The 17,823-nt window shown below is 49.8% G+C and carries 17 protein-coding genes; 10 read left to right on the top strand and 7 right to left on the bottom strand.

Annotation, left to right across the window (positions count from 1 at the left end; translation table 11 throughout):
- Positions 1–228: 228 nt before the first annotated feature.
- Positions 229–471 carry a sulfurtransferase TusA gene (gene tusA / locus FM042_RS07190; RefSeq protein WP_143235747.1) on the top strand — a complete coding sequence of 81 codons (243 nt, stop codon included), beginning with the start codon at positions 229–231 and terminating at the stop codon, positions 469–471.
- Between the two features lie 7 nt (positions 472–478).
- Here the strand turns inward: tusA and FM042_RS07185 are convergent, their stop codons facing one another.
- The 3 genes from FM042_RS07185 to FM042_RS07175 form a co-directional block, all read right to left on the bottom strand.
- Complete coding sequence (locus FM042_RS07185; RefSeq protein ID WP_143235746.1) at positions 479–961, bottom strand: GNAT family N-acetyltransferase; 483 nt, start codon at positions 959–961, stop codon at positions 479–481.
- A gap of 89 nt (positions 962–1,050) precedes the next feature.
- Positions 1,051–2,151, bottom strand: coding sequence for a serine aminopeptidase domain-containing protein (locus FM042_RS07180; RefSeq protein WP_185960733.1), 1,101 nt, complete (start codon positions 2,149–2,151; stop codon positions 1,051–1,053).
- 32 nt (positions 2,152–2,183) lie between these two features.
- Positions 2,184–2,780, bottom strand: coding sequence for a DNA-3-methyladenine glycosylase I (locus FM042_RS07175; protein ID WP_143235744.1), 597 nt, complete (start codon positions 2,778–2,780; stop codon positions 2,184–2,186).
- Positions 2,781–2,878: 98 nt separating this feature from the next.
- Here FM042_RS07175 and glyQ point away from each other — a divergent pair, with 98 nt between their 5' ends.
- The 4 genes from glyQ (at position 2,879) to FM042_RS07155 (ending at position 8,754) form a co-directional block, all read left to right on the top strand.
- Entirely contained in the window at positions 2,879–3,796 is a 918-nt protein-coding gene (glyQ, locus tag FM042_RS07170; RefSeq protein WP_143235743.1) for a glycine--tRNA ligase subunit alpha, read from the top strand.
- A 2-nt stretch (positions 3,797–3,798) separates the two neighbouring features.
- A complete protein-coding gene (glyS, locus tag FM042_RS07165; RefSeq protein ID WP_143236036.1) occupies positions 3,799–5,868 on the top strand; it encodes a glycine--tRNA ligase subunit beta in 2,070 nt (689 codons plus the stop codon).
- 319 nt (positions 5,869–6,187) lie between these two features.
- Positions 6,188–7,195, top strand: a complete 1,008-nt coding sequence (locus FM042_RS07160) for a 2-hydroxyacid dehydrogenase (protein ID WP_143235742.1) — start codon at positions 6,188–6,190, stop codon at positions 7,193–7,195.
- A gap of 14 nt (positions 7,196–7,209) precedes the next feature.
- Positions 7,210–8,754, top strand: a complete 1,545-nt coding sequence (locus tag FM042_RS07155; protein ID WP_143235741.1) for an L-lactate permease — start codon at positions 7,210–7,212, stop codon at positions 8,752–8,754.
- Positions 8,755–8,854: 100 nt separating this feature from the next.
- Here FM042_RS07155 and gyrB read toward each other — a convergent pair whose 3' ends face one another.
- Genes gyrB through dnaA form a run of 4 tightly spaced genes read right to left on the bottom strand, consistent with a single transcriptional unit; the run spans position 8,855 to position 14,963 of the window.
- A complete protein-coding gene (gene gyrB, locus FM042_RS07150; RefSeq protein ID WP_143235740.1) occupies positions 8,855–11,272 on the bottom strand; it encodes a DNA topoisomerase (ATP-hydrolyzing) subunit B in 2,418 nt (805 codons plus the stop codon).
- A 13-nt stretch (positions 11,273–11,285) separates the two neighbouring features.
- The gene (gene recF, locus FM042_RS07145; protein WP_143235739.1) at positions 11,286–12,380 is read right to left on the bottom strand and encodes a DNA replication/repair protein RecF; all 1,095 of its coding nucleotides are present in this window, start codon (positions 12,378–12,380) and stop codon (positions 11,286–11,288) included.
- A 26-nt stretch (positions 12,381–12,406) separates the two neighbouring features.
- Positions 12,407–13,507: a DNA polymerase III subunit beta gene (gene dnaN / locus FM042_RS07140; protein ID WP_143235738.1), complete on the bottom strand. Its 1,101-nt coding sequence runs from the start codon at positions 13,505–13,507 to the stop codon at positions 12,407–12,409.
- A 40-nt stretch (positions 13,508–13,547) separates the two neighbouring features.
- Positions 13,548–14,963 (bottom strand): chromosomal replication initiator protein DnaA, encoded by a 1,416-nt coding sequence (gene dnaA / locus FM042_RS07135; RefSeq protein ID WP_143235737.1) that lies wholly within the window; start codon positions 14,961–14,963, stop codon positions 13,548–13,550.
- Positions 14,964–14,977: 14 nt separating this feature from the next.
- Between dnaA and FM042_RS07130 the strand changes: the two genes are divergently transcribed.
- The 5 genes from FM042_RS07130 (at position 14,978) to yidC (ending at position 17,759) form a co-directional block, all read left to right on the top strand.
- Positions 14,978–15,226 (top strand): hypothetical protein, encoded by a 249-nt coding sequence (locus FM042_RS07130; protein ID WP_143235736.1) that lies wholly within the window; start codon positions 14,978–14,980, stop codon positions 15,224–15,226.
- A 67-nt stretch (positions 15,227–15,293) separates the two neighbouring features.
- Positions 15,294–15,428: a 50S ribosomal protein L34 gene (gene rpmH, locus FM042_RS07125; RefSeq protein WP_143235735.1), complete on the top strand. Its 135-nt coding sequence runs from the start codon at positions 15,294–15,296 to the stop codon at positions 15,426–15,428.
- Between the two features lie 38 nt (positions 15,429–15,466).
- Positions 15,467–15,841, top strand: coding sequence for a ribonuclease P protein component (rnpA, locus tag FM042_RS07120; protein WP_143235734.1), 375 nt, complete (start codon positions 15,467–15,469; stop codon positions 15,839–15,841).
- Positions 15,793–16,083 carry a membrane protein insertion efficiency factor YidD gene (gene yidD, locus FM042_RS07115; protein ID WP_143235733.1) on the top strand — a complete coding sequence of 97 codons (291 nt, stop codon included), beginning with the start codon at positions 15,793–15,795 and terminating at the stop codon, positions 16,081–16,083. Before rnpA ends, yidD begins: the two co-directional genes overlap by 49 nt.
- A 2-nt stretch (positions 16,084–16,085) precedes the next feature.
- Positions 16,086–17,759: a membrane protein insertase YidC gene (gene yidC / locus FM042_RS07110; protein ID WP_143235732.1), complete on the top strand. Its 1,674-nt coding sequence runs from the start codon at positions 16,086–16,088 to the stop codon at positions 17,757–17,759.
- The last annotated feature ends 64 nt before the right edge of the window (positions 17,760–17,823 follow it).

Here is a 17,823-nt window from a genome sequence, read left to right as displayed (position 1 = left end):
CCCTGTGGGGGTCGCCGTTAACTCATCCTTGAGGGCTTGGGCGCGGCTTCCCTGCCGCGCACACCCCCACAGGACTTATCCCATCACCAGGCCAGAGGCAACCCGACGGAATACGTTAGGAACAGAGTAAGCCGCCTTGGTTGCCCGCAACCGAACACGGGTTATAATAAAGCCAGTGCTGAACCCAGCACTGGCTTTTTCGTTCGCTGTCTAGAGAGATGTACCATTATGGCGCCATTTAAAACCGCAGAACACCAACTCGACACCCTTGGCTTACGTTGCCCAGAGCCGGTGATGATGATTCGCGGTAAGATTCGTCATATGTCGAGCGGAGAAAAGTTACTGGTGATCGCCGATGACCCTGCGACCAAGCGCGATATCCCTTCGTTTTGCCGGTTTATGGATCACGAGTTACTCGCCGCCCAAACCGACGAAACACCCTATATGTACTTGATCCAAAAAGGCGGCTAAACCGCCGTTATAGATACGCCTGCCAAAATTCCGCTTTGCCCATACTGGCATCCAGTTCATAGGGTTTAAACCCAAACTTCTGATAGGCCAACTTGGCCGGCTCATTGCCATCAAGCACTTCCAAGGTAAGCTTACAGCAGCCACGGGCTTTCGCTTTCTCAGCCACCGCTGCAAGCAATTGCTGAGCCACACCTTGCCCGCGGTAACCGGCACGCACAGCAATATCATGGATATTGCACACAGAGCTCGCGGCAAAGGTCGAGAAGCCTTCTACGCAATTGACCAAGCCCACCGGCTCGCCCGCATCATTCCACGCTAGCAGACTCCATACATGAGGACGCTTGGCCATTTCCGCGGCGAGTTTCTCACGGGTCGCTTCGGGCAACGGATCACCACCGCCCATTGGGTCCTGTGCGTAATGATCGAGCATACTGAGTAGAGCCGCTACATGACTCGGATTCTGATAATCCACCGCTTCAATTCGTAACATTTCTTAAATATTCCCCATATTTCATCTGTTTATTTATGCATGACTGCCGAACACTACGCCAAATGTTCCACATGGAACATCCCTTTTCGCTAGTGCACGCCTTCGCCGATGTCCTCTGAGCTTTCCGGTGTGCGGCGAATACCCTCATGATCAATGGGTTCGCCTAACCATTGGGAAATTCGGATGCGTTGTTCTTCGGTGCTCATCGCCATCAACACATGCGGGTAACGATAATAGAGCTGGAGTTTTATGTTCTGAGGTGTCAGGTACTGAGCCTCAAGCATTTGCTGTTGAGCGCCCTCGTACTCAGAAAACTCGAGGTCACTTAAAGGCTCGAACAGGTTCAATACCTCTTGGTAAGGCACGATGGAATCGCTGTTCGAGAGCAAGATTAAACTATTCTCCGGTAGATATCGAATGCGGTTTTCCAAGCGCAATTCGTGACGCTCCACCGGGCTCCTATCGAGCACACGTTGAAGTGCCGTATCAAAACTGCGTTGGGGCACGCCACGCATGATCCAGCGGTCGTCGCGGATCTCGGAAAACATGGCTTTTGCGGCGCTTTCAAAATCCAACATAGGCGCCACTAAAATAGTGCCACGGACATCGTGACCACTTTCAGATTGAATACGATTAAACTCAGTCACCGCCAGCGCGCCCATCGAAACCCCTGCGGTGATCACCGGTCGCTCGGGAAATTCGCGAGCGATGTACTCGACCAAAGCAGAAAGACCATGAAGTCCAAACTCAAAGGGTGGATGTTCGGTGGGTCCGGCATTCACAAGAACCGGATAGCCTAACGCACGAAAATGCATGCCTAATGGCGCAGCCCCCGACATCGACGAGGTGCCATAACCGGGAAAAATAATCACCAAAGGCTTATCCGCGTCGGTTTCTGGAGGAAATTCAAAACGTCCCTCCTCCGATATATCAATATCGCGATCTCCCTCTCGAAAACTTAGGTTTAACCGCCAGCTAAAATTTTCGAGGGGCAGTTCACCGGTTAAATCGAGAAAATGCGCACAGCCATCCTGATTACAGTAGCGCCCTTGGTTCTCCGCAAACCGCTCGGTAATCTCCTGCATGCCCCGCACGTTATACACATCGGTAGTCATCTTGCGCTCAATGACACTGGCACACCCCGTGAGCAGCCCCACCATCACCAAAACCACACTACTTAATCGCATCATGCGCGCTTCCCCTATCCCTATTGTCATTAAATTTATAGTTTTGTTGTATCGCGAAAATCACAATCCAGTAAATGGTCGTTGACCATGCCGACGGCCTGCATAAAGGCATAACAGATGGTTGGCCCGACAAAGTTAAAGCCTGCTTTGCGCAGCGCTTTCGACATAGCCTGAGACTCCGACGTTTCCGTGGGCACATCCGCCATGGTGCGCGGCGCATTCTGTTTCGGTGTACCGCCAATAAACTGCCATAACCACTGAGAAAAATCGATGCCTTGGGCGACTAATCCCATGTAGGCATCCGCATTACGAAATATCGATTCGATCTTCAGGCGGTTTCGCACGATGCCAGCGTTCTGCATTTGTTCCGCAATAAAAGCCTCACGCTCCGTTCCTTGAATCGCCGACAGCTGCCTTGGATCAAACCCAAAAAATGCGGCTTCATAGGCTTTTTGTTTGCGCAAAATCGTAATCCAACTTAACCCCGCTTGTTGCCCGTCGAGGCAAAGCTTGGCGAAAAGCTCTTGTGCATCAAATACCGGTTTGCCCCACACTTCATCGTGGTATTGTTGGTAATCTGGTGCATCGCCACACCAAGGACAGCGATTTCTTGTCGGATCCGGTGCATTCACAGCTTTTCTCCCTGTAAATCGACGCAGTGGTCAGGGTATAATCACACAAATCCCGGGTGCTTCAAAGCACACATTCGGCCGAATTGAGTGGGAACTCCATGGAAAAATTTGATGTAAAAACGTTTCAGGGTCTGATTCTTGCGTTGCAAGACTATTGGGCTCAACAAGGATGCGCAATTGTGCAGCCGCTGGATATGGAAGTGGGTGCAGGTACCTTCCACCCGATGACATTCTTACGCTCGATTGGCCCTGAGCCTGCGAGCTTTGCCTATGTGCAACCGTGCCGCCGCCCAACCGATGGTCGCTACGGCGAAAACCCAAACCGCTTACAGCATTATTACCAGTTCCAAGTGCTGATGAAACCTTCTCCCGATGATATTCAGGAGCTGTATTTGGGATCCTTGAAGATGCTCGGTTTTGATCCGCTAGTTCACGACATCCGCTTTGTGGAAGACAATTGGGAATCACCTACCCTGGGCGCTTGGGGCTTAGGCTGGGAAGTTTGGCTGAATGGTATGGAAGTCACCCAATTTACCTATTTTCAGCAAGTGGGCGGACTCGAATGCAAACCGGTCGCCGGCGAAATTACCTATGGCCTTGAGCGTTTGGCCATGTATATCCAAGGCGTCGATAGCATCTATGATTTAGTCTGGACGACTGGACCGCGCGGAACCATTTACTACCGCGACGTTTTCCATCAAAACGAAGTGGAGCAATCGGCGTATAACTTTGAATATGCAGATGTCGACGTCCTGTTTGCGCGCTTTGATTCCTGTGAGAAGGAATGTGAACTGTTGATTGCCAACAACCTGCCCTTACCTGCCTATGAGCAGGTGATGCGCGCATCCCATGCATTTAACCTACTGGACGCCCGCCACGCCATTTCCGTTACCGAACGTCAGCGCTATATTTTGCGCGTACGTACCATGGCAAAAGCCTGTGCTGAAGCTTATTTTGCAGCACGAGAAGCGCTTGGATTTCCTTTGGCCGACAAACAGGGAGGCACTTCGGCATGAGCATCGACACCAATGACTTACTCATCGAGCTCGGTACTGAAGAGCTTCCGCCAAAATCATTAAAGCATCTCAGCGATGCCTTTACCCAAGGTATCGTTGCCCAACTTGAAACTGCGCGTCTGAGCTTTGATCAGGTCCGTTCGTTTGCATCACCGCGTCGCCTCGCCGTGTGTATTGAAGGCGTGCAAACGGCGCAAGCAGATGAAGTGGTCGAGAAACGCGGTCCTGCAGTGCAAGCGGCATTCGATGCCGAGGGCAATCCCACCAAAGCCGCCCAAGGTTGGGCTCGCGGCGTGGGGATTGACGTGGCCGACGCCCAACGTCTGAAAACTGACAAGGGCGAATGGCTCATGTATGAAGCCACCGTCAAAGGAAAGTCTTTAACAGAGCTCGTACAAGGCATGATTGAAACGGCGGTGAAACAGCTGCCGATTCCTAAGACCATGCGCTGGGGTTCAGGCAGCCATCAGTTTATCCGTCCTCTGCATCGCCTTACGGTGTTATTGGGCCAACAAGTGGTACCGGCGGAGCTATTTGGCATTCAAAGTTCAAATAAGGTGACCGGACATCGTTTTCATCATTCAACGGATGTTACGGTGCCTCACGCCAAGCAATACGCGGATGTACTGCGTGATGCCCACGTGATCGCCGACTTTGCCGAACGTAAAGCCATGATTCAACAGTCAGTTATTGAGTTGGCCGAGCAAGAGAGCGGAATTCCGGTATGGGATGAAGATTTGGTCGACGAGGTGACCTCATTAGTAGAGTATCCCGTGGCCATGGTAGCTGGGTTTGATGCGTCGTTTTTAGCGGTACCAAAAGAAGCGCTGATTTATACCATGAAGGATGATCAGCGATATTTCCCATTGGTTGATACCCAGAATAATTTGCTACCCCGCTTTATTTTTATTAGCAATATCCAAAGCAGTGACCCCGTTCAGGTCACTTCAGGTAATGAGAAAGTAATTCGTCCGCGTTTGGCGGATGCACAGTTCTTCTTTGAAACCGATAAGAAAACCCCGCTGGCGGACCGTATTGGCAAACTTGATTCGGTGCTATTCCAAAAAGAACTGGGTTCTATCGGCGATAAAGCCCGACGAATTGCTGCCAACGCGAAAGCGATTGCGGGCGCATTACATGCCGATGCTAACGCAGCAGAACGCGCCGGGTTACTAGCCAAAGCCGACTTAGTCTCAAATATGGTGATGGAATTCCCTGAGGTGCAAGGTGTGATGGGCATGCACTATGCCCGCCATGACGGGGAAAGTGAGGTGGTAGCTGAAGCCATCGAAGCCCATTATCGACCACGCTTTGCTGGCGATGAGCTGCCGGTAAGCCACGAAGGCTGCGCCGTTGCCCTTGCGGATAAACTCGATACCTTAGTGGGTATTTTCGCCATTGGGCAAACACCGAAAGGCGACCGCGACCCCTTTGGCTTGCGTCGTGCCGCCATTGGTATGCTCCGCATTCTAGTTGAGAAGCAACTGAACCTCGATTTAAACATGCTGGTAAAAACGGCGATCGAGTCTTATGGCACCTTGGTAACAAAACCGAGCGAAGTACAAGACCAAGTGGTTGATTTCTTATTGGGACGCTTCCGTGCCTGGTATCAAGACCAACAAATACCTGTGGATGTCATCCAAGCAGTGCTGGCCCGTCGCCCCACCGTGGCCCTCGATTTCGACCGTCGCGTGAAAGCAGTCACTGAGTTCCGCTCACACCCACAAGCGGAAGCGTTAGCCGCCGCCAACAAGCGTGTGAGTAATATTCTGAGCAAAGCGGAATCCGTGAATAGCAGTATTGATGAAGGCCTGCTCTCAGAAACAGCGGAAAAGGCGTTGTACGGAGCGCTACAAGGGATTCGTGAGCAAGTAAGCCATGCAGCGGAGTCTGGTGACTACGCTGCGGCGCTGACCGCGCTAGCCACCCTACGAGAGCCAGTGGATACTTTCTTCGATGAAGTCATGGTAAACGCCGATGATGACGCAGTACGGGCAAACCGGCTCGCCTTGCTTAATCAACTGCGCAATCAGTTCTTAAATATCGCAGATATTTCGTTACTGCAGAGCTAGCACCCGTTTCACCGAACAAGCGAAAGCCCCAGTACCCAACATGTACTGGGGCTTTTTTATGGATATAGTGGTATCCCTTTCCTTCATCGGGTTCATTCCTTTTTCTTTTCGCCCTGCCCCTTTGGCTCCATACCAGCGCGTCAACTCCCTCAAGCTAGCTCCCCGCAGCTTACCCCCGATACCTTGAAGCAGATAGCTATATAGCTCTTTAGCTTCTGTCGCTTAATCCATGTTTTTTCAACGAATTAGAACTCAGATCAATAGTTCACAGTGGGCATTTGGCTACTATACTGGTGTAAACACAGGATAGGGACCCACTATGAAGATCGCATTTTTTAGCAGCAAGACCTACGACCGCAATTCCTTTTGTCAGGCCAATGTAGGTCACGCCCACGATATGACATTCTTTGAGCTTCCGCTTAATCAGGACAGCGCAAAGCTTGCCCAAGGCTTTGCTGCTGTATGCGTGTTTGTGAACGATATCGTAAACAGGTCAGTGCTCGAGTTGCTAAAGGCAGGTGGGACGGAGTTGATCGTCCTCCGTTGTGCCGGCTTTAATAACGTGGATCTAGTCGCCGCAGAGCAATTAGGCATTACCGTTGCACGTGTACCCGCCTATTCTCCCCATGCGGTCGCAGAGCATGCCCTCGCCCTGATTCTCACTCTCAATAGGAAAACCCACCGTGCCTACAACCGCGTGCGCGAGGGCAACTTTGCTCTTGATGGCCTGCTTGGATTTGACCTCGCCGGTAAAACCATTGGCGTTGTCGGAGCCGGGAAAATTGGTGAGATTTTTGCTCGTATTATGCGGGCCATGGGCTGCCAGGTGCTAATTAGCGATCCGGATCCAAGCCCCGAAGTGCAACGCGAGTTTAAGGTCGTCTCTTTTGCAGAAATGATTCCGCAGGTAGATATTCTATCCTTACATTGCCCCCTCACTCCTGCGACACATCATCTCATTAATGGGGACGTTCTCAACGCCTGTAAAAAAGGACTCATGCTGATTAACACGAGTCGCGGGAAAATGGTGGATACGAAAGCCGCCATTCAAGCATTAAAGTCGGGTCAACTCGGTGCGCTTGGGCTCGATGTTTACGAAGAGGAAGGCGACTTGTTTTTCTCAGATCTGTCCTCGGAAGTGATTCAAGACGATGTCTTTATGCGCTTACTCACATTCCCCAATGTGTTAATCACAGGTCACCAAGGATTCTTTACCCGTGAGGCATTGAAGAACATTGCAGATACAACGTTAGGGAACGTGACTGCTTATCAACTTGGCGAAGGTGATTTGTTCCAAGTGATTGCAGAGAAAGTGACCGGTCACTAAGGACAGAATCCCCAATGGTTTTACTTGCGCTTTGCCTTCCATTTCTGGTGATATTAGTTGGCATGATTGGCTTGCGCTGGAGTGCGCTCAAAGCTGGTTTTTTGGCTTTATGCGCAAGTCTCTTGGTGTTGCCGTTGCTTCTTGGCATCAGTCTTGATCATGTAATATCGAAGATTATGCCTGGCTCGATATTGGAAAGCGCCACCACGAGCATCAGCATTTTGTGGATCATTCTCGGCGCCCTGTGTATTTTCTACTTACAACAGGCCAGCGGCGCTCTCCAAACGATACAAGCGCTGCTCACACGCCTGCATCCTAATCCGCGTGTCAGTGGTCTCTTTGTGGCCTGGTTCTTTTCGCTATTTATGGAAGGCGCTGCAGGCTTCGGAACCTCCGCAGCCCTCGCTGCCCCCTTCTTAGTCGCTGCGGGCTATCGACCGGTGATGGCAGTCGTACTGGCTCTATGGGGACATAGTTTAGGTGTCATGTTTGGGGCCGTCGGCACACCCGTTATTACCCAGTCAGCATTGGTTCAGCAGTCGGAAATTGTCTTGGCGCAATCGGCATTACCCTTTGCCTGGCCAGGCGGAATCGTGCTCGCTATAGCCTTAGCATGGTTTTGCTTTCATCATTACCATGGTGAACCGGAAGCGCAGACTCAGCATAAGGGCATAATGTCTGTGCTTTCAATTGGTGCTATCGGTGCCTTTGCAGCCCTCAGCTTTCTACTGCCCTTTAGCGTCTTGGCTTGGTGGACCGGTCCTGAGCTCCCGTCGTTGGTAGGTGCTCTTGCTGGAGGCCTCATCTTTACCTTTGGCTTGCATACCATAGCCCGGTTGCGCAAGACGGCAGAGCCGAGCGCGGCACTTGAATCGCGCACGGAAATGAGTAATTTGAGCGCCCTCGCGCCCTATCTGATTCTTATTCTTCTTGTGCTCATCACTCGTATTGAGCCCTCCATTAAAGCCCAGCTACAAGCGCTTACGCTCAGCTGGCAATGGCATGGCTATTCCGGGTCTTTAGCGTATGCCTATCACCCAGGCAGCCTTCTATTGATTTCTTTTTTGCTAGGAGGAATCATTCAAAGGGCAAACCCAGCGCTAATGCGGCAGGCTGTTTTTTCGGCAGCCCATCGTCTGCTGTTTGTGGCAGCGGCTCTGTTCGTCATGGTTTTGTTGTCGCGATTTCTTCTACATTTGGGCGCAATTGACATACTTGGGCAACAAGTAGCGATAATTACGGGGGTAGCTTGGCCATTCTGGTCAGTATGGATTGGTGTGTTAGGAACTTTTATTACCGGTTCAGCGACTTCGTCGAATATTCTTTTTAGTGAGTTCCAACAATCAGCTGCACAGGCTTCCGGGAACAGTGCCTTGCCGTTATTAGGGGGCCAAACCTACGGCGCCGCCATGGGCAATATGATTTGCCCTCATAACATTATTGCCGCAGGAGCCACCGTCAATATTCAAGGGCAAGAAGGTCATGTGATGCGCTACACCCTGCCCATGTCACTGTTCCTTGCCTGCCTCGGCGGCAGCTTAGCACTTGTGCTCACTTAGCCATCTCTCGCAATGCAGAAATAAAAAGGCAGACCCTAAGGTCTGCCTTTTCTGTATGAACACGATGATGTTCCACGTGGAACATCATCAACCTGCCACACTAAACGTCGAGGTTTGCCACCTTCAGTGCGTTGCTTTCGATAAACGCTCTACGCGGCTCAACCTGATCGCCCATCAAAGTCGTGAACAACTGGTCACAGGCAATGGCATCTTCGATTGTAACTTGAAGCATGCGTCGTGTTTCCGGATCCATGGTGGTTTCCCACAGCTGATCCGGGTTCATCTCACCCAAGCCTTTGTAGCGTTGGATATAAAGACCACGCTTTGATTCACTGATCAGCCACTCGATAGCTTCAACGAAGTCAGCCGCGTGCTGAACTTTATCACCGCGCTGCACATAACCGCCTTCTTCCATCAGGCCATTGATTTCGGTTCCTACCGACGCTAATCGATCATAGTCACGGCTCACTAAGAACTCATAGGTCAGTGGGAAGTCGGTGTATACACCATGACGGCGCAAACGTACCACAGGCAAATACACGCCGCGGTCTTCATCACCCACTACCTTGATTTCATAAGACGCCGAGTCCTTCTCTTTGTCCATCAAATCCGCAGTAAAGGTATCCGCCCAACGCTGCACGAATTGCTCGTCCTTCAGATTTTCCGCGGTTAATCGCTCTGCATATACTAAACGCGATAACACATGTTTCGGTAAACGACGGCTTAAACGAGTGATGGTATCCATTGCGTACTGATAGTCACGAACCATCTTCTCCAAAGCAACACCGGTAATACCAGGCGCTTCCGCATTTACGTGCAAAGATGCCCGATCAAGCGCTAAGCTGGTAAGGTACTGAATCAAACCTGGGTCGTCTTTAATATAGGTTTCTTGCTTGCCCTTCTTCACTTTATACAGAGGCGGTTGCGCAATATAGATATATCCGCGTTCCACGAGCTCTGGCATCTGACGATAGAAAAACGTTAGCAAAAGAGTTCGGATATGTGACCCATCTACGTCAGCATCCGTCATGATAATAATACGGTGATAACGGGTTTTATCTGGATTGTATTCATCGCGGCCGATACCACAGCCAAGTGCAGTAATGAGCGTTGCCACTTCCTGAGACGACAACATTTTATCGAAACGCGCTTTCTCTACGTTCAGAATTTTACCTTTCAGTGGAAGAATCGCTTGGTTCTTACGGTTACGTCCCTGCTTTGCAGAACCGCCCGCAGAGTCACCCTCCACAATATAGAGTTCAGATAACGCTGGGTCTTTCTCTTGGCAATCTGCTAGCTTTCCTGGTAAGCCCGCCAAGTCTAACGCACCCTTACGTCGCGTCATTTCTCGGGCCTTCCGTGCGGCTTCACGCGCCCGCGCAGCATCGATAATCTTCTGTACGATGACTTTAGCATCGGTCGGATTCTCGAGCAGGAAGTTATTCAGGTGTTCGTTCATAGCCTGCTCTACCGCAGTTTTCACTTCCGACGACACAAGCTTGTCTTTGGTTTGTGAAGAAAACTTAGGATCAGGCACCTTGACAGAAATAACCGCAGTTAAGCCTTCACGGGCATCATCGCCAGTCGCATTGGTTTTTGCTTTTGCCGCGAAGCCTTCTTTTTCCATATAGGTATTCAGTGTGCGGGTTAGCGCTGCACGGAAACCGGCCATATGGGTACCACCGTCCCGCTGCGGGATGGTGTTGGTAAAGCAATAAATGTGCTCTTGGAATGAATCGTTCCATTGCAAGCCAACTTCAACCGAAATCCCATCTTCGCGCTCTACCGAGAATTGAAATACTTTTGGGTGAATCGGGGTTTTCTTGTCATTCAGGTAGCTTACAAACGCCGCAATACCGCCGTCGTATTTGAAGTGGTCTTTGCGATCACTGCGCTCATCAACCAAGTGAATTGATACACCAGAATTCAGAAAGCTAAGTTCACGTACACGCTTGGCGAGAATATCGTAATGGAATTCTGTATTGGTGAAAGTCTCATGACTTGGCCAAAAACGGATTTCTGTTCCTGTCTTTGTGGTATCACCAATAGCAACGATATCGGAATCCGGGTTGCCGTGGGTATAACTCTGTTTCCAGGTTTTACCTTCCCGTTGGATGGTCAGGGTGAGCTTTTGCGACAGGGCGTTCACTACTGAAACACCTACACCGTGCAATCCACCGGATACTTTATAGGAGTTATCATCGAATTTACCGCCGGCATGCAATACCGTCATGATAACTTGGGCAGCGGAAACACCTTCTTCTGCGTGCATCTCAACAGGAATACCGCGACCGTCATCTTTTACCGACACGGAGCCGTCTGAGTGGACTGTCACATAGATTTCACTACAGTGCCCTGCCAGCGCTTCATCGATAGAGTTATCGACGACTTCGAACACCATATGGTGCAAGCCAGTCCCGTCATCGGTATCACCGATATACATTCCGGGTCGCTTACGTACCGCATCTAGACCCTTGAGGACTTTAATACTCGATTGATCGTAGTTACTAGCAGACATACATTATTCCTGTTTAATCAACTTTGATTGTCCCATGTTCCACGTGGAACAATCGGGTTTCGGCATTCGTAAAATAATCTTCTAATTTTTGTTTATCTATTGTTGTCACGAACACCTGACTTCCACTGGCAACTAATGCATCGCATAGTCGCTTTTGGTTCGCTTGGTCGAGCTCCGCAGGGAGATCGTCCACCAAGAATACGCAGGGTTGCCCTCGGCGCTCTTGGTAATCGGCCCCCTGCACTAAACGCAGTGCGGCGACCAATAGTTTTAATTGCCCTCGGGAGAGACGCTCGCGCGCATCTACACCGTCGGCACGTATTTGCCATTCTGCCTTATTTGGACCCACGCTGGTATAACCTTGGCGTTTATCCAGCTCCAGCTTATCCGCAAGCGCCTCTGCGAGACTCTGCGTTTCATTCCAGCCTGGCATTAAGCGAAACTCGAAATGGTACTGGGGTAAAAACTGATGGCAATACTGATTCAGTCGTGTATTTAAACCATCTAAATACTCTGCGCGGGCTTTGGTCACCCGTTCACCGGCTTCCGCCAATTGTTGATCCCAAAATGCGCCACCCTGTTGGTCAAAGTCTTTTTGCTTCAACAAACTGTTACGCTGTTTGAGCAACCGCGAGAATGTCAGCCAATCACTGTAATGACTGTGTTCCACGTGGAACAATCCCCAGTCCATATATTGTCGACGCAAGCGCGGACCATCAGTAACTAACTCAACTCCCTCGGGAGTAATCAATTGCACCGGAATTAATCGGGCCAATGCACTAAAGCGTTTCTCGGTTTCACCATTTAATCGAATTTCGGTGTCGCCGTTGCGTTGCCGACGAAAGCCGACACGATACTGTAAATCGTTATCTTCCGTTGACGGTTGTATTCGCGCAAACAAGGTATAGTTTTCTGCCTCATCCTGCACGATTTGGCGAACCTGATGTGTCCGAAAGGAACGCCCAAATCCTAAACTGTAAATGGCTTCAAGTAAGCTCGTTTTGCCGCTGCCGTTCTCTCCACAAATCACATTGATTCCTGGACAGGGCGTTAATTCGGCGCGCTCAATGTTGCGAAAATGCTCAATAACTAACTGGTGAATATGCATATCAGCTCAGCGGCGCCGAGCACCTATTAAAGGCGCATCGGCATCACAACATAAAGCGCACCATCATCGGCGTTATCTTCGACAATGGCACTGCTATTGGGGTCACTCAAGGTAAGCTTCACTTGCTCCCCTTCAATGGCATTGAGAACGTCGAGCAAGTAGGTAATGTTGAATCCGATTTCAAACGACTCACCACTGTAATCCACTTCAAGCTTCTCTTCTGCCTGCTCTTGCTCAGGGTTATTCGCCGTGAGCACTACTTCATTAGCCGACAAACCAATCCGCACGCCGCGGAATTTTTCGTTTGATAAAATAGAAGCACGTACACAGCTCTGACGTAGCAAATCGCGGTCAGCCACTACAATCCGATCACCGCCTTGGGGCAATACGCGGCGATAGTCTGGAAAGCGTCCATCGAGTAACTTACTGGTGAATGTCATGCTTCCCGTGCTAACACGAATATGATTCTGGCCCAGTGATAGTGATACCGGTGCGTCATCGTCAGCCAATAAGCGCAGCAGCTCAGTAACCCCTTTACGCGGCACAATCACCTGCTTGTGGGGTAAACCACTTTGCTCTAAGCCAACGGCCGCTAGGGCCAAGCGGTGACCATCGGTCGCCACCGTGCGCAATACGTCGTCGTTGACTTCAAACAACATGCCGTTGAGGTAGTAACGCACATCTTGATTGGCCATGGAAAAATGGGTTTTTTCCATCAAGGCTTTTAATTCGCCTTGATTCATTTCAATTTGAATCTCACTTTCCCACTCATCAATATTAGGGAAGTCTGACGCTGGCAAACTGCTCAGGGTAAAGCGACTCCGGCTTGAACGCACAATCACTTTGTCGTCGCTGGCTTCGAACTTCACATCTGCGCCTTCTGGAAGACTACGCACGATATCTAACAACTTCTTCGCCGGTACCGTCACATCGCCAGGAGTACCTTCATCAAGGGCCACATCAGATACCAATTCCACTTCCAGATCAGTACCCGTCATGCGCAATTGTTCATCGGTTACTTGAATCAGCACATTACTCAAAATAGGCAAGGTGTTCCGACGCTCTACGGCTCCGCTAACTACCTGCAACGGCTTGAGCAGTGCATCTCGGCTAATTGTGAATTTCATGCGGTTCACTCCCCTTTATTTTTATTCGTTAACACCTGCATCAAACCGACAACGTACGGTTTAGGTTGCGGTAGTCTTCCTGTATTTCATGATCCGATTCAATCAGCTCTTTCACTTTCCGGCAGGCATGTAGCACTGTCGTGTGGTCGCGGCCACCAAAGGCATCGCCGATTTCCGGCAAGCTATGATTGGTTAACTCTTTCGCCAATGCCATGGCCACTTGCCGCGGTCGCGCAATAGATCGGCTGCGCCGTTTCGAGATTAAATCCGACACTTTAATATTGTAATACTCTGCAACGGTACGCTGAATATTATCTACCGTCACTAAACGTTCTTGTGCTGCGATTAAATCACGCAAGGCTTCTTTCACAAAATCGATGGTAATATCACGCCCGGTGAGGGTCACGTTTGCAATGACCCGGTTCAATGCGCCTTCCAATTCTCGCACATTTGAACGTAGCCGTTTCGCAATAAAGAATGCAACTTCGTGAGGTAGCTTAATTTTGCGCTCTTCTGCTTTACGCTCGAGAATCGCAACACGTGTGGGTAACTCAGGTGGTTCAATAGCAACGGTTAAACCCCATCCAAAACGTGATTTCAAGCGCTCGTCGACCCCTTCAATTTCTTTAGGATATACATCACTTGTTAATATAACCTGTTGATTTCCCTCGAGAAGCCAGTTGAACGTATGGAAGAACTCATCTTGGAAATGTTCTTTCTTGGCAAAAAACTGAACGTCATCGATCAGCAGCGCATCCACGCTTCGATAGCTCTCTTTAAAGTTATCAATTTTGTTGTGCTTCATGGCATACACCATATCTTGCACAAAGCGCTCCGCACGCAGGTAATACACTTTGGCTCCAGGCTTATTCTTTAGAATGCCATTACCAATAGAGTGCAATAAGTGGGTTTTACCCAAACCTGTACCGCCATAAATAAACAGCGGGTTATAGGCTTTTCCTGGATTCTCGGAGACTTGTAAGGCGGCCGCACGGGCAAGCTGGTTTGATTTACCTTCAACGAAATTATCGAAGGTATGGTTGGGCTGCAAATTACTATGTTGCAACGAAACAGGGCGTTCACCTTGTTTTAAATTCGATTTGCTTCGGCTGGTGTTCTCAACTTCAACCTCAAGCGCCGGCTCATCGGTTGGAACAGTTGCCGTAGCGCCGTTAACGCCTTGTGCTGCGGTGCTCGACGCTGATACTTTGCGCGCACCACCCACACGTAATTCAACATTCGGGGAATGGTCACCCCCTTCTGCCCGCAGGAAGGTGATAATTTGTTTCAGGTACTTGTCTTTCACCCAGTCCATCACATAGGTGTTGGGGGCATATAAAAACAATGTATTGTTCTCAAAGTCTGCTTGCAGCGGACGAATCCACGTGCTGAATTGCTGCGCGGGTAATTCATTTTGCAAGCGAGCAGCACACTCTTGCCATAATGGATTACTCACAACAGACCTCGTGAATGTCATTTGTACCGTTAACCGTCACCGGCGAACTCCTGTTCTTATTATTTGGGCATGATAACGAAAAATATGAATCCAATCACAACGAGCGAATGGTGATTCCTGATCCCACGATCCTCTGCGAGATCGTTATTTCTTTCCACCTGAAACCGGACTCTCCATTGTACGGAATTAAAGGGGTAGAAGCCAGTGTTTTGACCCCGGAAAAACTGACTTATCCACAGGCATTTTTTCGGGATCCTATTTGACAGGGATCGATTTTACCGGTAGAATCCGCGCTCATTTTGAAGACATATCAGCTACGGAATCACAGCAATGAAAAGAACATTTCAACCAAGCGTACTGAAACGCAAGCGTACTCATGGCTTCCGTGCACGCATGGCAACAAAAAATGGCCGTCAAGTTTTGGCCCGCCGTCGTGCCAAGGGACGGAAGCGTCTGGCTGCTTAACTTAAGTGACTAGTGAAGCAACTAGCTCAGGCTGCTGAGTGAATCAGTATTCATACTCTCGGGAGTTACGTCTGTTAACTCCCGCAGATTTTCAAAACGTATTCAACTCCCCTCCCGTGAAAGCAGTGAGCACGCAGCTCACCATGCTCGCAAAGCCAAATGATCGTAATCATCCTCGCTTAGGCACCACTGTTAGTAAAAAAGTCGCCAAAAAAGCCGTGGATAGAAACCGAATCAAGCGAATCATGCGCGAAACTTTCCGTTTACAGCAGCATAAATTGTCGGGCTTTGATATTATCGTCATCGCTAAGCCTGGGGTGAACGATTTGGATAATCAAGCCCTGAGTGATTTGTTAAACTATTTATGGCGAAAATTAAGCAAGCGCTGTACGCAATACTCGTCGGAGTCATGACGTTACTGATCCGAATATACCAGCTGGTGATAAGCCCGCTGTTGGGTCCGCGCTGCCGATTTTTACCAACCTGCTCTGAATATGCCATGGTTGCCCTAAAGCGCCACGGTCCGTTTAAAGGCAGTTTGCTCGCCATACGTCGCATAAGTAAATGTCATCCCGGGCATCCGGGTGGTTTTGATCCGGTTCCCGAGAATAAAAGCAACGCGGAAACCCCAAGAACGCAACGAGAGACAAAGTAACTATGGATTCGCAACGTACAATTCTGGTTATTGCCTTACTGGTTTTATCATTTTTTATGTACCAGCAATGGCTAATCAAAGACGCAGCTACAACCCCTGGGATTGACCCTACGTCTGCACCAGCAGAACAAATTCAGCCTCGTGACGCCGACGTGCCAATGGCCGACGCCGATGTTCCAGTTGCTGAAGGTGCTGACTCAAGCGTTCCTGGTGGTGTTGACACAACTGCCGTTACTGGCCGCAGCATTGTTGTAGTCACCGATACTCAGCGCTTTGAAATTAGCCTGCGCGGTGGTGACATCATTCGTACCGAGTTACTTAATCATGCAGAAACTCTGGGCGAAGACGAACGCTATACCATTCTTTTCCAACGTCCTGGTGAATTGCATGTTGCCCAAAGTGGCCTTATTGGCCCAGATGGCATCGATAATCGCGAAGAACGTCCTCTCTATCGTGTCGACCAAACCGAGTTCGCCCTACAAGGCGATACCTTAACGGTGCCCATGTACTACACCCTCGACGATGGCACCGAAATTACTAAATTTTTCACGTTCAATCGTGGCGATTATGCAGTGAAAGTTGGCTATCGTGTCGAGAACAATAGCGAAAATACAAAAACTGTATCGATCTATGGTCAGCTCAAGCAAACCATGCTCAACGGCGGCCGTGGCAGTATGTTTATGCCCACGTATCGAGGTGCTGCTTACTCGAGCGACGGGAACCGTTACCGCAAGTACAGCTTTGGCGATATTCGCGACCGGAATCTAAGCCAGAATACACCAGCCGGTTGGGTCGCTATGCTCGAGCATTACTTCGTAACCGCTTGGGTACCAGACCAAAACGTCACGAATCGTTTGTACAGCAACAGCAATGCCCTAAATGAAGCCATGATCGGCTTTATTGGCCCACAAACCACTGTGGCGCCAGGTGATGTGCTTGAACTCAACAGCGTGCTGTACACGGGCCCGAAAGACCAAGCCCGTTTGCGTGAAATTGCGCAGCATTTGAACCTTACCGTGGATTACGGCTTCTTGTGGTGGTTAGCGCAACCGATTTACTGGCTCCTCTCGTTCTTACAATCCTTTGTGCATAACTGGGGCTTGGCGATTATTTTGGTGACTATTGTTGTGAAGAGCTTGCTCTATCCGCTCACCAAAGCCCAATACGTGTCGATGGCGAAGATGCGAATGATCGCCCCGCGCATGAAAGAAATGAAAGAGCGTTTTGGCGATGATCGGCAAAAGATGTCGCAAGCCATGATGAAAATGTACAAAGAGGAAAAAGTAAATCCTCTCGGTGGCTGTTTGCCAATGTTGTTGCAGTTACCTATATTCTTGGCATTGTACTGGGTACTTCTGGAAAGTCCGGAAATCCGCCACGCTGATTTCATGCTGTGGATTAACGACTTGTCGAGCCGCGACCCGTATTTTATATTGCCGCTACTGATGGGCGCGAGCATGTATCTCATGCAACGCCTGCAGCCAACGCCAGTGACGGATCCGATGCAAGCGAAGATCCTACAGTACATGCCTGTCGTATTTACAGTATTCTTCCTGTTCTTCCCTGCGGGTCTGGTATTATACTGGTTAGTAAGTAACCTGATTTCGATTTCCCAGATGACGTACATCTATCGGCAAATCGATAAGAAAGGATTAGGAACAAAGAAAAAAGCCTGATCGGACGCAACTTAAGTAGTAGAGCCCGGCGGGAAGCCGGGCTTTTTTACATCAAGAGGATGAA

This window comes from Aliidiomarina halalkaliphila (assembly GCF_007096385.1).
Classification (GTDB): Bacteria; Pseudomonadota; Gammaproteobacteria; order Enterobacterales; family Alteromonadaceae; genus Aliidiomarina; species Aliidiomarina halalkaliphila.
The sequence above is the reverse complement of the archived record's forward strand: the minus strand, read 5'-3'. Positions and strand labels throughout refer to the sequence as shown.

Excerpts from the sequence above, each read along its gene's own strand:
- tusA (WP_143235747.1), top strand. The coding sequence starts at position 229 with ATGGCGCCATTTAAAACCGCAGAACACCAACTCGACACCCTTGGCTTA.
- FM042_RS07185 (WP_143235746.1), bottom strand. The coding sequence starts at position 961 with ATGTTACGAATTGAAGCGGTGGATTATCAGAATCCGAGTCATGTAGCG.
- FM042_RS07180 (WP_185960733.1), bottom strand. The coding sequence starts at position 2,151 with ATGATGCGATTAAGTAGTGTGGTTTTGGTGATGGTGGGGCTGCTCACG.
- glyQ (WP_143235743.1), top strand. The coding sequence starts at position 2,879 with ATGGAAAAATTTGATGTAAAAACGTTTCAGGGTCTGATTCTTGCGTTG.
- FM042_RS07160 (WP_143235742.1), top strand. The coding sequence starts at position 6,188 with ATGAAGATCGCATTTTTTAGCAGCAAGACCTACGACCGCAATTCCTTT.
- FM042_RS07155 (WP_143235741.1), top strand. The coding sequence starts at position 7,210 with ATGGTTTTACTTGCGCTTTGCCTTCCATTTCTGGTGATATTAGTTGGC.
- gyrB (WP_143235740.1), bottom strand. The coding sequence starts at position 11,272 with ATGTCTGCTAGTAACTACGATCAATCGAGTATTAAAGTCCTCAAGGGT.
- recF (WP_143235739.1), bottom strand. The coding sequence starts at position 12,380 with ATGCATATTCACCAGTTAGTTATTGAGCATTTTCGCAACATTGAGCGC.
- dnaN (WP_143235738.1), bottom strand. The coding sequence starts at position 13,507 with ATGAAATTCACAATTAGCCGAGATGCACTGCTCAAGCCGTTGCAGGTA.
- FM042_RS07130 (WP_143235736.1), top strand. The coding sequence starts at position 14,978 with ATGTCATTTGTACCGTTAACCGTCACCGGCGAACTCCTGTTCTTATTA.
- rpmH (WP_143235735.1), top strand. The coding sequence starts at position 15,294 with ATGAAAAGAACATTTCAACCAAGCGTACTGAAACGCAAGCGTACTCAT.
- yidD (WP_143235733.1), top strand. The coding sequence starts at position 15,793 with ATGGCGAAAATTAAGCAAGCGCTGTACGCAATACTCGTCGGAGTCATG.
- yidC (WP_143235732.1), top strand. The coding sequence starts at position 16,086 with ATGGATTCGCAACGTACAATTCTGGTTATTGCCTTACTGGTTTTATCA.